Annotated in this window: 15 protein-coding genes; 12 read left to right on the top strand and 3 right to left on the bottom strand. The window is 68.1% G+C overall.

The window, feature by feature from the left end; genetic code table 11:
- The first annotated feature begins 5 nt into the window (after positions 1-5).
- The 3 genes from ACWHYQ_RS18695 to ACWHYQ_RS18705 are packed head-to-tail and all read left to right on the top strand — an operon-like array spanning position 6 to position 3,966.
- Positions 6-1,595, top strand: coding sequence for an NADH-quinone oxidoreductase subunit M (locus ACWHYQ_RS18695; RefSeq protein WP_447975601.1), 1,590 nt, complete (start codon positions 6-8; stop codon positions 1,593-1,595).
- Positions 1,596-1,598: 3 nt separating this feature from the next.
- Entirely contained in the window at positions 1,599-3,080 is a 1,482-nt protein-coding gene (locus tag ACWHYQ_RS18700; protein ID WP_447973604.1) for an NADH-quinone oxidoreductase subunit N, read from the top strand.
- A gap of 55 nt (positions 3,081-3,135) precedes the next feature.
- A complete protein-coding gene (locus ACWHYQ_RS18705; protein ID WP_447973605.1) occupies positions 3,136-3,966 on the top strand; it encodes a YihY/virulence factor BrkB family protein in 831 nt (276 codons plus the stop codon).
- A 3-nt stretch (positions 3,967-3,969) separates the two neighbouring features.
- On the opposite strand, the gene ACWHYQ_RS18710 is transcribed toward ACWHYQ_RS18705, so the two are convergent.
- Complete coding sequence (locus ACWHYQ_RS18710; RefSeq protein WP_447973606.1) at positions 3,970-5,118, bottom strand: CBS domain-containing protein; 1,149 nt, start codon at positions 5,116-5,118, stop codon at positions 3,970-3,972.
- A 155-nt stretch (positions 5,119-5,273) separates the two neighbouring features.
- Here ACWHYQ_RS18710 and ACWHYQ_RS18715 point away from each other — a divergent pair, with 155 nt between their 5' ends.
- The 4 genes from ACWHYQ_RS18715 to ACWHYQ_RS18730 all read left to right on the top strand — a co-directional run bounded on the left by ACWHYQ_RS18715 (position 5,274) and on the right by ACWHYQ_RS18730 (position 7,508).
- Positions 5,274-5,759 carry a hypothetical protein gene (locus ACWHYQ_RS18715; RefSeq protein ID WP_447973607.1) on the top strand — a complete coding sequence of 162 codons (486 nt, stop codon included), beginning with the start codon at positions 5,274-5,276 and terminating at the stop codon, positions 5,757-5,759.
- A 32-nt stretch (positions 5,760-5,791) separates the two neighbouring features.
- The gene (locus ACWHYQ_RS18720) at positions 5,792-6,514 is read left to right on the top strand and encodes a polysaccharide deacetylase family protein (RefSeq protein WP_447973608.1); all 723 of its coding nucleotides are present in this window, start codon (positions 5,792-5,794) and stop codon (positions 6,512-6,514) included.
- Positions 6,511-7,023, top strand: a complete 513-nt coding sequence (locus tag ACWHYQ_RS18725; protein ID WP_447973609.1) for an N-acetyltransferase family protein — start codon at positions 6,511-6,513, stop codon at positions 7,021-7,023. The genes ACWHYQ_RS18720 and ACWHYQ_RS18725 overlap by 4 nt, the downstream gene beginning before the upstream one ends.
- A gap of 86 nt (positions 7,024-7,109) precedes the next feature.
- Positions 7,110-7,508, top strand: a complete 399-nt coding sequence (locus ACWHYQ_RS18730; RefSeq protein ID WP_447973610.1) for a VOC family protein — start codon at positions 7,110-7,112, stop codon at positions 7,506-7,508.
- A gap of 117 nt (positions 7,509-7,625) precedes the next feature.
- Here the strand turns inward: ACWHYQ_RS18730 and ACWHYQ_RS18735 are convergent, their stop codons facing one another.
- Positions 7,626-9,056, bottom strand: coding sequence for an IS1182 family transposase (locus tag ACWHYQ_RS18735; protein ID WP_447973275.1), 1,431 nt, complete (start codon positions 9,054-9,056; stop codon positions 7,626-7,628).
- A 147-nt stretch (positions 9,057-9,203) separates the two neighbouring features.
- Between ACWHYQ_RS18735 and uvrC the strand changes: the two genes are divergently transcribed.
- Positions 9,204-11,084: an excinuclease ABC subunit UvrC gene (gene uvrC / locus ACWHYQ_RS18740; protein ID WP_447973611.1), complete on the top strand. Its 1,881-nt coding sequence runs from the start codon at positions 9,204-9,206 to the stop codon at positions 11,082-11,084.
- Between the two features lie 225 nt (positions 11,085-11,309).
- On the opposite strand, the gene ACWHYQ_RS18745 is transcribed toward uvrC, so the two are convergent.
- Positions 11,310-11,510: a hypothetical protein gene (locus tag ACWHYQ_RS18745; protein WP_447973612.1), complete on the bottom strand. Its 201-nt coding sequence runs from the start codon at positions 11,508-11,510 to the stop codon at positions 11,310-11,312.
- Here ACWHYQ_RS18745 and ACWHYQ_RS18750 point away from each other — a divergent pair, their 5' ends adjacent.
- From ACWHYQ_RS18750 to ACWHYQ_RS18765, 4 genes are read left to right on the top strand one after another with little or no spacing between them, the layout of a single operon-like run.
- Entirely contained in the window at positions 11,511-11,726 is a 216-nt protein-coding gene (locus tag ACWHYQ_RS18750) for a hypothetical protein (RefSeq protein ID WP_447973613.1), read from the top strand.
- Complete coding sequence (locus tag ACWHYQ_RS18755) at positions 11,698-12,525, top strand: response regulator (protein WP_447973614.1); 828 nt, start codon at positions 11,698-11,700, stop codon at positions 12,523-12,525. The genes ACWHYQ_RS18750 and ACWHYQ_RS18755 overlap by 29 nt, the downstream gene beginning before the upstream one ends.
- Before the next feature lie 13 nt (positions 12,526-12,538).
- On the top strand, positions 12,539-14,038 hold the full coding sequence (locus tag ACWHYQ_RS18760; protein ID WP_447973615.1) for a PAS domain S-box protein: 1,500 nt from the start codon (positions 12,539-12,541) through the stop codon (positions 14,036-14,038).
- A gap of 23 nt (positions 14,039-14,061) precedes the next feature.
- Positions 14,062-14,442, top strand: coding sequence for a sensor histidine kinase (locus ACWHYQ_RS18765; RefSeq protein ID WP_447973616.1), 381 nt, complete (start codon positions 14,062-14,064; stop codon positions 14,440-14,442).
- Positions 14,443-14,569 lie beyond the last annotated feature (127 nt).

Below are 14,569 nucleotides of genomic sequence, written 5' to 3' on the forward strand. Positions count from 1 at the left end.
CGTTTATGAGCGAGCTGAGCCTCCAGAGCGCGGGCTTTCCCTGGTTGACGCTCGTCGTGTTCCTGCCGCTGGCCGGGGCGGTCGCGCTGTTTTTCCTGAGCGAGGCCGCGGTCCGCTGGACCGCGCTCGCCGTCTCGCTCGCCACGTTCCTCCTGTCGCTGCTGCTCTGGTTCCTCTTCGACCCGACCACGCCGCGCATGCAGTTCGGCGAGGAGGTCGCCTGGATCACCGCGCCTCCGATCAGCTACCGGCTCGGCCTGGACGGCATCAGCCTGCCGCTCGTCCTGCTGACCACGCTCCTGACCCCCTTCTGCGTGCTCGTCTCCTGGCGCGCCATCGAGACCCGCGTCACGGAGTTCATGGCCAGCCTCCTGATCATGGAGACGGCGATGCTCGGCGTCTTCGTCGCCCTCGATTTTGTCCTGTTCTACGTCTTCTGGGAGGCGATGCTCGTCCCGATGTACCTCATCATCGGGGTCTGGGGCGGACCGAACCGGATCTACGCGGCGATCAAGTTCTTCCTCTACACCCTGGTCGGCAGCATCCTGCTGCTGGTTGCGATCCTCGTCCTGTACTTCCACGGCGGGCAGACCTTCGACATCCTGCTGCTGAGCCGGGTCGCGTATCCCTCCTGGCTCCAGCACTGGCTGTTCTGGGCGTTCTTCTTCGCCTTCGCCGTGAAGGTGCCGATGTTTCCGTTCCACACCTGGCTGCCGGACGCCCACGTGGAGGCGCCGACCGCCGGCAGCGTGATCCTCGCGAGCGTGCTCCTGAAGATGGGCGCCTACGGCTTCCTGCGGTTCACGCTGCCGATGCTGCCCCAGGCCGTGGAGACGTTTACGCCGGTCGTCGTCGGGCTGTCCCTGGTCGCGATCCTCTACGGCGCTTACATGGCGCTGGCCCAGAGCGACCTCAAGAAGCTGATCGCCTACTCGAGCGTCAGCCATATGGGCTTCGTCACGCTGGGCATCTTCGTGCTAAACGCCCAGGGGATCGAGGGCGCGATCCTCCAGATGATCAACCATGGCCTCACGACCGGCGCGCTGTTCCTGTGCGTGGGGCTGATCTACGAGCGCACGCACAGCCGGCTCATCGCCGACAACGCTGGCCTCGCCGGCCCGATGCCGCGCTACGCCACCTGCCTCGTGATCTTCGCGCTCTCCTCCCTCGGGCTACCGGGCACCAACAGCTTCGTGGGCGAGTTCCTCGTGTTGGTCGGGGCGTTCGCCTGGAGCAAGCCGGCGGCGGCCGTCGCCGCGCTGGGCGTGATCCTCGCCGCGGCCTACCTCCTCTGGATGGTGCAGCGCGTCGTGTTCGGGCCGCCGGGGCGCCGGGCCGCGCACCTCTTCGACCTGAACCTACGCGAGATGGCGGTCCTGACCCCGCTGGTCGTGCTCGTCTTCTGGATTGGGCTGTTCCCGAATCCCGTGCTCGCGCCCATGCACGCGAGCGTGAACCACTTGATCGAGCACGCCGAGCCGGCTGGCGACGCCGTCGCGCAGCGCGGCAAGGGGGCAGTCAATGGCCCTGGGCCAATGGTCAATGGTGGGGACACACCATCATCAGCCCCCGGACTATTGACCAATGACGAGTGACCGATGACGCTGCCGTTGGCCGACATCCTCGCGGTGCTGCCCGAGCTGATCGTAGTGACAGCGGCCTGCCTCGTCCTCGGGCTGGACCCGGTGCTCGCGCCGGCGCGCAAGGGTTGGCTGGCCTGGCTGAGCCTCGGCGCGCTGGTCCTCTGCCTCGGCCTCACCTCTGGGCAAATGGGGAACCGGGTCACGGCGTTCAGCGACCTCGTCGTCGTGGACCCCTACGCCTGCTTCTGGAAAATCCTGCTGTACCTGGTGACGGGCCTCACGATCCTGCTGTCCCACGTGTACCTGAAAGCGGAGCGGATCAACCTGGCGGAATACTACGGCTTCCTCCTGCTGTCGCTGTCGGGCATGATGATCATGGTCTCGGCGGCCGACCTGCTTCTCATCTACCTGGGCCTGGAGCTCATGTCCCTGTCGCTGTACGTGCTGGCCGGCTTCAAGCGGGCCGAGCCGCGCTCGCTGGAGGCGGCGGCCAAGTACTTCGTGCTGGGGGCCTTCTCCTCCGGCATCCTCCTCTACGGCATCTCGCTGCTGTTCGGCGTTGCGGGCAGCACGCGCCTGCCGGCCGTCGCCGCGACGATCGGCCCGCGGAGCCTGGACGATCCGGGGCTCCTCCTGGCCACGATCCTGCTGGTGGTCGGGTTCGGGTTCAAGATCGCGGTCGTACCCTTCCACATGTGGACGCCGGACGTCTACGAGGGCTCGCCGACCTCCGTCACCGCCTTCATGGCTGTGGCCTCCAAGGCGGCGAGCTTCGGCGCCTTCCTGCGCGTGTTCCTCGAAGGGCTCGGCGGGCTCAAGGCGAACTGGCATGCCCTCTTCCTGGTGGTCTGTCTGGCAACCTTGGTCCTCGGCAACGTCGTCGCGATCGTCCAGACGAACATCAAGCGGATGCTCGCCTACTCCAGCATCGCCCACGCCGGCTACGCGCTGATCGGACTCCTCGCAGCGGCGCAGACGGACGGAGATGCCGAGACGCGGACGCTCGGGGTCGCGAGCGTCCTGCTGTATCTGGCGGTGTACGCCTTCATGACCCTGGGCGCCTTCGCCGTGGTGGCCATGTTGCGGAAGGACGGGCTGGAAAGCGATGAGATCGAAGACTACACGGGGCTCGCGAAGCGGCAGCCGGTCCCGGCGTTCCTCATGCTGGTGTTCATGGTGTCGCTGGCGGGCATCCCGCCGACCGCGGGGTTTATCGGCAAGTTCTACCTCTTCCTCGCCGCGGTCAAGGGCGGGCTCGCCTGGCTGGCCGCCGTCGCGCTGCTCTTCGCCGCGGTGTCGGCCTATTACTATCTCCACGTCGTCATGGTCATGTACATGCGGGAGCCCCACGGCCCGCCGCAGTTCGCTCCGCGGGTCGCCACCTCGCCGGTCATGGCCTTCGTCCTGGCCTGCGCGCTCGCCGGCGTGGTCCTCCTCGGGCTCTTCCCCAACCCGCTGGTCTCGCTCGCCACCACCGCGGTGATCGGCCTCCGGTAGCGCGGGCCGTCATTCGGCGCTTGACCCGCTGCACGAATCCCGGCATCCTAGCCCGGTGTTTGCGGTCCTCCGACTGGTGCGCGGTGCCCTCGCCGACTTCTGCCGGCACGGCGGGATCAGCCTGGCCGCCTCGCTCGCCTTCTTTTCCCTCCTGTCCTTCTTCCCCCTGATCTTCCTGCTGCTCTACTTCATCGGGTTCTTCGTGAGCAGCGACCGGATCGGGTCGGAGTTCCTGTTGAAGTTCCTGGAGGGGTTTCTGCCGCACCTGGGCACGGACCTGGCCAACGAGATCAGGCGGGTCTCCTCCGAGCAGATCATGCGGTGGGGCGTCTTCTTCGCCTTTCTGTGGTTCGGGCTGCTGGTGTTCTACGAGATGCAGTACGCCATTAACGTCGTCTTCGACCCGGGCAAGCGCCGGCCCATCGTCGCGTCTGTGGGCCTCTCGGTGGCGCTGGTCGGATTGGTCGAGATACTGATGGTGCTGTCCTACGTCGTGACCAAGGCCCTGCGCCTCCTCGTCGCCTACGCGCCCGACTTCGGTGGCCTGAACTGGCTTGCGCTCGCGGCCCACGACTTCATGGTTCCCTACGTGCTCCCGTTCTTCCTGATCTTCCTCTCGGCCACGTGTCTCTACCGGTACCTGCCGGTGGAGCGGCCGGCCTGGCCCCACGCGGCGGCCGGGGCCCTGGTTCTGGCCCTGCTCTGGGAATCCGCCAAGCACTTGTTCAAGACGTACCTGGAAGGCCTGAGCATCTACGGCCGGATGTACGGCTCGCTGCTCACCGTGGTGCTCTTCCTGTTATGGATCTACTACGCGTCGGTGCTGCTGCTGGTGGGGGCCGCATTGGTGCGGCGGCTGCAGAAAGGATCAGGAAACAGTGGTTAGGGGTCACAAGCCCAGCCCCCGCAGGCGGAGGAACTGAGCGATCGCGGAGCGGGTGACGAACCCGACGAGCCGGCCATCTTCGACGACGGCCAGGCGGCTCCGCCCGTCGCGCAGCATGCGCTCGAACACCGTGACGGCGGTCGCCTCGGGCGCGACCTCCAGCACCGGCGACCAGGGCTGCATCATGTCCCGGACCCGGCGCCACGGCCAGAGCGACTGCGGGAGCGCCTGGACCTGCCGCACCGAGATCATGCCGACGAGGCGGCCGTCCTCGCCGACCGGGAACTCCTCGGCCCCGTGCCGGAGAAAGTGCTGGGTTACGGCCTCGTCCACGCTCAGGTCGGGGTGGAGGATCGGCACGTCGCTCACCATGAGGTCCCGCACCGTGACCGACGCCAGGGCCGTCCGCAGCAGGGCCTGACGGCGGGTCCCCGCGGCCGCGGCGAACAGGAACACCCCGACCAGCAGGATCCAGCCACCGTTGGCGGCGAGCGGCCCGGGGATCGTGCCGGTCATGGCGCCGAGCAGCAGCACGGCGCCGAGCACCCCGAAGACCAGCCCGAAGCCCTGTCCGGCTAGCGAGGCATGCCGCGTGGCCCGGTTAAAGTCGCGCAACCAGGCCCAGAGCCCCGCCCGCAGGACCCGCCCGCCGTCCAGGGGAAAGCCCGGGATGAGGTTGAACAACCCGAGTTGCAAGTTGACCGTGCCCAGGAGAAAGCCCAGGACCATCAACCCGTGCAGGTTCTGCGCCGACTCGGCCATCGAGGCCAGCCAGAGCAGCGCGCCGCCGAGCGCGAAGCTCACGGCCGGGCCGGCAATCGCGATCAGGAACTCCGCGCGCGGCCCGGGAGGCTCCCGGTGCATCTGCGCCATCCCGCCGAAGACGAACAGCGTGATCTGCCCGATCGGGATCCGATAGCGCAGCGCCACCACCGAATGACCCAGCTCGTGCAGCAGCACCGACCCGAACAGCAAGAGCGCCGCGACCCCGCCCATCCCCCAATACCGGGCGGCCGAGAGCCCCGGCAGCGCGTCCGGGAGGTAGCCCGTCGCCAGGCTCCAGGTGACGAACGCGAACACCAGGAACCACGACGCGTGGACTTTGATCGGAATGCCGAAGATGCGGCCGATCTGCCAGTCGGGACCCTGCATGGATCGAGACCCCCAGCCGTTTGGCGAAGAGTCCTTATCCTGACCCATCCGGCGACCTGGCGTCAATGCGGATGGCCCGGTCCGCGCAAATCCTGTATACTGCCGGCGCCAGGGCGGGGCCCCGGCCCGTCGGGTCGGACAATGGAGGGCATAGCATGACGGTCCGCCACACGGCGATCCTGCTCGGCTGGGCCTGGCTGCTCACAGCCGCCTGCAGCAGCCTCCCGGCGACCAGCCAGACCGGCGTCGTCCATGAGGTCATCATCGGGGAGACCGTCTCGCCGCGCAACGTCACGGTCAATCCGGGCGACGAGGTGCGCTGGGTCAACCGGCGGACCGTGCCGGTCTGGGTGAACTTCCTCGAGGACGACCTCGACGAGCTGTCCTGCCAGCGCGGCTTCCACTACGTCTGGGGGATCGAGGAGACGGCCAAGATCGAGCCGGGCCAGTCGGTGAGCGCCTGTTTTGCGAAGCCCGGCCTCATCGGGTTCCAGGTCGAGAAAGAAGCGCTGGAGAAGGGGAGCGGGCCGGAGGGGGCCATCGCGATTCCCGAGGCTATCCCCGGGTCCGTCCGGGTTGTGGACGCACCGGCACCGCGGCGGCCGGGCCCGCCCGACTCCATCCCCCCGCCGCGGCCCTGACTCTGTCACGTCCGTTCCGGTATACTATCTCCATGCGCTCCCGCGCACCGTACCGGTTACGTCTGATCGCCGCCCTCGCGTGCCTCGCAGCCGCGGCCCCCGACACCGAGTCCGCGGCACAGGTCATCCGCGCGGGGCCGAAGACCTGTCGAGCCGTCGCCTTCACCTTCGATCTCTGCCCGGTGCGGGCGGGGAGCGGCTACGACGCCGCGCTCGTGGCGGCCCTGGTCGCCCGCCGGATCCCCGCCACCTTTTTCCTGTCCGGCCGGTGGATGGCGACGCACGACCGGGAAGTCCGCGCGCTGCTCGCGGTCCCCTACTTCGAGGTCGGCGGGCACGGGCAGGCTCACGCCCACCTGCCGCTGTTGAGCGCCGAGGAGCAGGCCGCCGAGATCGCCGGCCCGATCACTTTGCTCCGCACGCGGTACGGTCGCGAGACCCGCCTGGTCCGCCCGCCCTATGGCGAATACGACGAGACGACCGTGGCCCTCGCCGCGCGGCTGGGCCTGCGGCTCATCCTCTGGAACGCGGTCTCCGGCGACCCGGATCCGGCGCTGAGCGCGAAGGCGATGCTCCGGGAGCTGACGGCGGCGGGGCGGGGCGGCAGCATCATCGTCTTTCACGCGAACGGGAAGGGCCGGCACACGCGCGAGGTCGTGGAAGCGCTCTACGAGGAGTTGGCCGGAAGGCGGGGCCTCCGGCCCGTCACGGTCACGGAGCTGCTGGACCGGTGCGAGCCTGGCGCGCGCCCATGATCCCCGCCGCGCGAATCCACATCCGTCCCTACGAGGACCGGGACCGGGCTGCCGTGGTCCGGATCCTCGGCGAGTCGGAACCCTGGAGGACGTTGGGCTACCGGACGGCGGACTGGGAGCGCCTCTTCTCAGCGCTCGCCGACGGGCGGGAAGGCTACGTGCTCGAGGCGGACGGCGCGGTCGCCGGGCTCGCACTCCTCCGGCGGCGCTTCCTCTTCGGCGACTACCTCGAGCTGCTGGCCGTCGCGTCCGAGACGCGGGGCAAGGGGCTCGGCGGGGCCCTGCTCGCCCACCTGGAACAGATCGTCTTCGCGCGGGCGCCCAACCTCTTCCTCTGCGTCTCGGACTTCAACCAAGGGGCGCGCCGGTTCTACCGCCGGCACGGCTATGAGGAGATCGGGCCGATCCCGAACCTGCTCGTCCCCGGCACAGCCGAGATGCTCATGCGGAAGACCGTGGGCCCGGCCCGGAAGGCAAGTCAAGAGTCAGTGGTCAATAGTCACGGGTGAAGACATGACGGCTCGCGAGCCTCTTGTACCATTCGCCATTGCCTGCTGACCATTGACCAATGCCCCCTGCACCAGAGGGAGAGGCGATGCGCGTGAAGAAACTGCTGCACACCCGGATGCGGGTGAGCGACATGGACCAGACGATCGCGTTCTACCGGGACGTCCTGGGCCTGGAGGTCGTCGAGCGCAAGACCTCACCGCGCGGCTCGCACCTGGCGTTCCTGGCGGTGCCCAACAGCGAGGAACTGATCGAGCTGTGCAGCTTCCCCCCGAGCGGCCCGGTGAAGGTTCAGGAGGACCTCGTGCACCTCGCCTTCGAGGTGGAGAATCTGGACGACACGATCCAGGCCTTGACCGACAAGGGCATCCCCATCACCGACGGCCCCACCCGGACCGCCTCCGGCAGCCGGTTCATCTTCATTGACGCGCCGGACGGCTACGAGATCGAACTGATCGAACGACCGCCGGGGACGGCCATCGTCTGAGAGGAGAGCCTGTTGCTCAAACCCATGATTGAACCCTTTGGTCACCAGAAATTGTATTGTGCTCCCATCTGGGCCACTCGCTGCCGAGCCCGCGAGGGAGCGTGGCCGTCGAAAGGGTCATCCCCTCGTCTTCTTTCCACTTCCCCGGCCAAGCCGTCGCGGCTCGCTGCCTCTGCGCCGACCGGTCCAGGCCGCCTTCCCGCTCCGCCAGAGCTTCAACAAATTATGCGTCGCGCAGAGCAGTTTCCATTCGCCGTCACAGGCTTGGCGGCCCCGGCGCATGAAGCGATCACAGCCACGGGTGCTCTTGATCTGGCCGAATACCGGCTCCACCGTCTGGCCGCGCTTCGTGTACAGACGGCGTCCGCGCTTCGTCAGCAGTGTGCGCTCCATGCGGTCGCGGGCTGTCAGCCCCTTCGGACAGCGGCCGCGTGGCGGTGGCTGCTCCCGCAGCGCCTGGCGCTGTTTCCAATCTTGGTTCGGCGCGATCAGCAACTCAGGTCCGGCGGGATCGGCCTCCGTCAGGTTGGCCTCGCTGCAATAGCCGGCATCCGCCAGGGCGGTCCCGAGGGGCTGCGGGTGCTCGATGGCCTGCAGATTTTCCTGCGCCTCGGTCAGCATCGGATGCAGTTGGCGGATATCGTTCGCCTCCTGCGTGACGGCGGCCGCGACGATGATCTGGGCCTCCGTCACGACCGCTTGGGCATTGTAGCCTTGCACGTACCCGGCCGGTGTCTTCATGATGCGGCTCTCTGGGTCCGTCACGTTCGCCTTGGCCGTGGCATCCGCTGCCGCTTCGGCCGCCTTCGGCTTGCGGCCCCGCTTCTTCTGCCCGGTGGCGGCTTCCTCGGCCTGGCGGGCCTCAAGCTTGGCCTGCTGCTGGGCGGTCGCCTCGGCCGCCGCTTGCGTCAACCGTGCCTGGCACGCCTGCAACCGGGCCAGTCGGCTCCGCCGATCCCGCAACGCCTCCGGCAGTTCGTCGCCCCGCTGCTCCGGTCCGTACAGCCGATCCTCGGCGGCATCGGTGGCCTGAGCCTCGGTCAGCATCCGCGTCACCTCCGCCGCAATCGTCTCGGCGGTCCGATTCGCTGCCAGCGCCGCGTCGGCCTTGATCTTCGTGCCATCCAGGGCCACCACCCCGACCTTCACCAACCCCGCCGCCGCACACAGCGTCAGCACCTGCGTAAACAGGGCGGCCAACGCGGCCTCATGGGTCTGCCGGAATCGGGCGATCGTGGTGTGATCGGGCCGCTGATTGGCCGCGAGCACCCGAAAGGCCACATCCCGCTCGCACAGCCGTTCGATCCGGCGGCTGGAGCGCTCGCCCAGACAGTAGGCATACAGCAGCAGCGCCACCATCATGGCCGGCTCGTAGGCCGCTTGGCCCCAGCCATCGGCTCGGTACGCCCGCTCGATCTTCCTCAGATCCATCTGGGCCACCGCATCCAGGATGAACCAGGCCAGATCGCCCTCCGGCAGCCAATCCTGCAACGCCGGCGGCATCAGAAACAGTTGCTCACGATCACATGGCAGAAAGTTATAGCCCATGGCACCCTCCCTTCGGTCATGACGAGGGAAGAGAGTATACATAGAATTGCCTAGGTGTCAAGGGGTTTGTGCAACAGGCTCAGGAGTCAGAGGGGTGTCACAGGATGACGAGCGCGCGACAGCCGTCCAGCTCATGACCATTGACCAATGACCGTTTCATCCGAGCTTCAAGCGAAGCTTGACCGCCTGCCCGAGCAGCCCGGCGTGTACCTGATGAAGAACGCCCGGGGCGAGATCCTCTACATCGGGAAGGCCCGGGTGCTCGCTGACCGCGTGCGCTCCTATTTCCAGAAGGGCGCCGACCATACCCCCAAGACCGCGCTGCTGCTGAGCCAGGTGGTGGACCTCGAGACCATCGTGACGCGGTCGGACCTGGAGGCGCTGATCCTGGAGAGCAACCTGATCAAGCGGCACCGGCCCCGCTTCAACGTCGTGCTGCGGGACGACAAGCAGTATCCCTACCTCCGCTTGCCGGTGAAGGAGGACTTCCCCCGCCTCTCGATCGTCCGCCGCGTGCAGAAGGACGGCGCGCTCTACTACGGGCCCTACACGCCAGCCGGCGCCCTGCGCGAGACCCTCAAGGTGATCCGCCGGGTCTTTCCCCTCGCGACCTGCGAGATCGAGATTGATGGGACGGCGGAGCGGGCCTGCATGGAGTTCGAGATCAAGCGCTGCATGGCGCCCTGCATCGGGAACCAGACCCGCGAGGAGTACCACCAGATCGTCACGCAGGTGCGGCAGTTCCTGGAAGGGCGCGACACGGAGCTGCTGGAGGACCTGCGCGCGCAGATGCAGGCAGCGGCGGACCGCGAGGAATTCGAGGAAGCGGCCCGGCTGCGGGACCGGATCTTCAAGATCGAGCGAACGCTGGAGAAACAGCGGGTGGCCCAGACCGCATCGGCCGATCAGGACGTGGTCGGCCTGGCCCGACAGGGGACCGCCGTGGATCTCCAGATGCTCTTCGTCCGCGGCGGCTTGCTGATCGGCCGCAAGGACTTCTTCTGGCCCGACGCAGCCGACGCGTCGGACCAGGAGCTGGTCCGCTCGGCCATCGAGCAGTTCTACACCAAGGAGGTCCTGCCGCCCAAGGAACTGCTCGTGCCCGTCGCACTGCCCGAGGCCGGCCTGATCGAAACGTGGCTGTCTGAGAAGAAGGGCGAGCCGGTGCGGCTCATCGCGCCCGAGCGGGGGGCCAAGCACCAGCTCCTGCGCCTGGCGGAGGAGAACGCAGCGGCTGCCATCGCCGAGCATCTCCGCAGCGAGGAGGCCGACCGGCAGGCCACTCTGGAGCTAAAACGGCTGCTCCGCTTGGAGAAGGTGCCGGCCCGCATCGAAGGCTTCGACATCTCCAACACGATGGGCGACCAGTCGGTCGCCTCCCTGGTCGTGTGGGAGGGGGGACAGGCCAAGAAGGCGGACTACCGCAAGTTCCGGATCAAGACCGTCGCGGGCGCGAACGACTTCGCCAGCCTGAAGGAGGTCGTCATGCGACGCTACGGGGAGGAAACTGATCTCCCCCTCCCCGACCTGGTGCTGATCGACGGCGGGCTGGGCCAGCTCGCTGCGGCGCTGGAGGGCCTCAAGGCGGTCGGCCGGCCGGACCTCCCGATCATCGGGCTGGCCAAGGCCCGCAGTGGGCGGCTCGGCCTCGAGCGCCACGCGCAACCCGAGCGAAAAGACGAGCGCCTCTTCCTCCCTGGCCGCAAGAACCCGATCATCCTGGCTCCATCTTCGCCGGCCACCCACCTCCTCCAGCGCATCCGCGACGAGGCCCATCGGTTCGCCGTGACCTACCACCGGAAGCTCCGGACCAAGGCGACGATCGGCTCGCAGCTCGATCAGATCATTGGCGTCGGCGAGCTCCGCCGCAACCGGCTCCTGCAAAAGTTCGGTAGCCTGGAACGGATCGCCGCGGCCACCGACGAGGAGCTGCGCGCAGCCGGCGTGGACGCCAAGACCGCCGCCGAGATCCGCCGGACGCTGGCCAGGAATCCCCCTCCTGATTCCTCCCGGGGCAGGGCCATTTAGCCCCAGCCGGGTAGGGCCAAAATTCTTCGCCCATGTTCGGGAAAACTCTGTATCCTAAAGTACCGAGTATCCGGAAAGAGGGGGCGGGCCCGCGCGGCGGACCATGGGCGGGAGCCCTCAAGCCCCCCACACAACGGCCCCTGGAGCGCACCGGGAGGCTCGCGCATGAGCCAGCCAGAGCAGCCGGACTTCGACACCGCCGGGTCCAGGTCGCCGCTATCCCGATCAGTGTCCGAGCTGCAGGCGCTGGTCGCGGACCTCCGCGCCCGACTCACCGAGGCCGAACAGGCCCTCGACGCCCTGCATCCCCGGCAAGCGGAACGTAATCCGGGCGGTCCGGGGCCTCCACCACGCCAGGGACTGCCGCAAGCCCCGGGCGCGGCCGCGGACCCGCGACCGGGCCACCGCTTCGGAGAACCTGTTCACGTGTTGCAGGACAACCTGATTCAAACGATCTTCGGGATCGGCCTGGAACTGGAGGAATGCAAGCGCCTGATCGAGCAGGACCGGCCTGCCGTCATCGCAACCGTGGATCGGGCCATTGCCGGCTTGAACGACGTGATCCGTGAGGTCCGCACCCACATGCTGGCCGGCTTGGCGGAGGAGGCCCCACGTGAGCAACCAACCCGACCGGCCAATTAGGGTACTCCTCGTGGACGACCATGAGATCGTGCGGCTCGGCCTCCGCACGCTCCTGAGCCATCGGCAGGGGTTGGAGGTCGTTGGGGAAGCGGGCAGCGTAGCCGAAGCCATCGCCGAGGCGAGCCGCCTGGCGCCGGATGTCGTCCTCCTGGATCTCCGCCTGCCGGACGGGAGCGGCGTCGAGGCCTGTCGGGAGATCCTGGCCAGGGCGCCGACCACGCGCGTGCTCTTTCTGACGTCCTATGCCGACCAGGAGGCGGTGGTGGCCACCATCTTCGCCGGAGCCGCCGGGTACGTGCTCAAGGAAATCGCCAGCGAGTCCCTGCTCCGGGCAATCCGGGCCGTGGCGGCCGGGCAGTCCATCCTGGATCCCGCCGTGACCCAGCCCGTGCTGGTGCGGATGCAGGCCTTAGCGCAGCAGGGGCCGCAGAGCGACGAGCAGGGGCTGTCGCCCCAGGAATCGCGCGTGCTCGCCTTGGTCGCCGAGGGCAAGACCAACAAGGAAATCGCCGCCGCGCTTGACCTCAGCGAAAAAACCGTCAAAAACTACCTCAGCCACATCTTCCAGAAACTCAAGGTGACGCGCCGCTCCCAGGCGGCAGCGATCTACAGCCGCCAAGACCCCACCGGAAGAACGCCGACTACTTGGCCGCATGGGCCGGCGAGCGACCGCGCGCCGGGACCGAAATCCGTTGACTCATTCCCCAGTTCTTCGGTACAGAGAGATGGAGTGCCACGTGAAAGCGGACCGCAGGGCGCGGTGGCGCGCCGGGCCACCCGTTCACACAGAGAAGACTAAGGAAGCCGCCCCGATGTCCCGCCCCCTTTCGAGCCGGCTCCACGCGCGGCTCCGTCTCCTCGCGGCTCGGAGCGCCCTGCGGCTCGCCGGGCCGCTCGCGTGCCGGACCGAGCCGGACCGGGGGACGCCCACAGACGCGACCTTCCGGACGCTACTGGACGTCACGGAGGAAGGACTCTGCGGGCTCGACCGCGAGGGCTGCTGCACGTTCATCAACCAGGCCGGGGCGGCGCTGCTGGGCTATGCGCCGGAGGAGCTCCTGGGCCGCCGCTTCCACCCAGTCCACCACCATTCGCGGGCGGACGGCGCGCCCTATCCAGAAGAGGCTTGTCCGATCTCCCAGACCCTCAGGACCGGCCAGAGCTGCCGCGTCGAGGACGAGGTCTTCTGGCGCCGCGACGGCAGTTGCTTTCCCGTCGCCTATGCCGCCCACCCAATCCTCGAGGGAGAGACCCTCGCGGGGGCGATCGTTACCTACACCGACATCACCGGCAGGCAATGGACCGTGTCTGCTCTGCTGGAAAGCGAGACCCGCTTCAGAAGCGCGTTTGACCATGCCGCTGTCGGCATGGCCCTCATCGAGCCCTCGGGCCGGCTGCTCCAGGCGAACCACGCTTTCGGCGCCATGCTGGGCTATCCCCCCCAGACGTTGCAGGGCATGACCTGGCAGGAGATCACCCATCCCGAGGACCTCGAGGGGAACCTGCGCGAGTTCCGCCGCCTGCTGGCCGGCGAGGTGCCTGTGCTCCAGTTGGAGAAGCGCTACCGGCACCGGGACGGGCGGGTCGTCTGGGCCCTGGTCAACGCGACCCCGGTCCGGGACGAGCGCGGAGCCGTCCTCTACTGCGTCTCCCATGTCCTGGATCTCACCGACCGCAAGCGGGCGTTGGAGGCTTTGGAGGAGAGCGAACGGCGGTTCGCCGCCTTCATGAACAACACGACCGTCGTCGCCTGGATGAAGGACGTGCGCTTCCGGTACGTGTACATCAACGAGCCCTACGAGCGCCTGATCGGAATCCCCCGGGAACAAATCGCCGGCCGGACAGACTTCGAGGTCTTCCCCGACGCCACGGCGCGGCAGCTCCGGCGGAACGACGAGGAGGTCCTGCGCACGGATCGGCCCCTCGAGACCCATGAGATCGCACCCGACCGGAAAGGCCAGCTTCGGACCTGGTGGGTGTATAAGTTCCCGTTCCGAGACGCCGCCAGCCGGGTCTTCGTCGGCGGGATAGCCTTCGACATCACCGAGCGTGACCGCATCGAGCAGGCCCTCCGGGACCGCGGGCAGGACCTGCTCCGTCTCCTCGACGAACGGGAGCGTCTCGTCCAGGACCTGCATGACGGCATCATCCAGGAGATCTACGCCATCGGCCTGGGCTTGGTGGAGACCCGCCGCTTGACCAGGGAGGACCCCGCACAAGCGGAGCGGCGGCTCGACGACGCCGTCGCCGACTTAAACCAGGTGATCCACGAACTGCGGGCCACCTCGCCGATCAGGCGACGGAGCCCCTGACCGGCGCCGAGCTGCCCCAGGCCTTGGCCCGCTGGCTGAAGACGCTGGCAGACGTCCCGGCGCCGGTGTTCGCGGTGAACGTGGATCCCGCGGCCGCGGCGCACCTGACCCCGGAGCAGGCCACCCAGTTGTTCTACATCGCCCGCGAGCTCATGAGCAACAGCCACCGGCACGCCCGGGCGACCGCCGGACAGGTCTCCCTCTGCCTGGAGGACGACCGGTTGCGCCTGGTCGTGGAGGACGACGGCGTCGGCTTTGACCCGCAGGCGGTGGGGCGCTCCGGCTACGGGTTACGCAACCTGCGGGCGAGGGCCAGACGCCTCGGGGCCACCGTGACGATCCTGTCCAGGCCCGGAGCCGGCACCCGCATCACCCTCGAGCTGCCGCTGGGAAGACCCGACTAACCGGTCCGCTCCACGGCCCATTCGGCCCTAGCCTCAGGACCATAAATCCGGCGCGCCGCCCCGAACGGCTCTCTTTCCCATCTCCGCCCAGTCACGTATAACTCGGACCAGACCAGGGTTTCCTATC

Source organism: Nitrospira sp. Kam-Ns4a, from assembly GCF_965152595.1.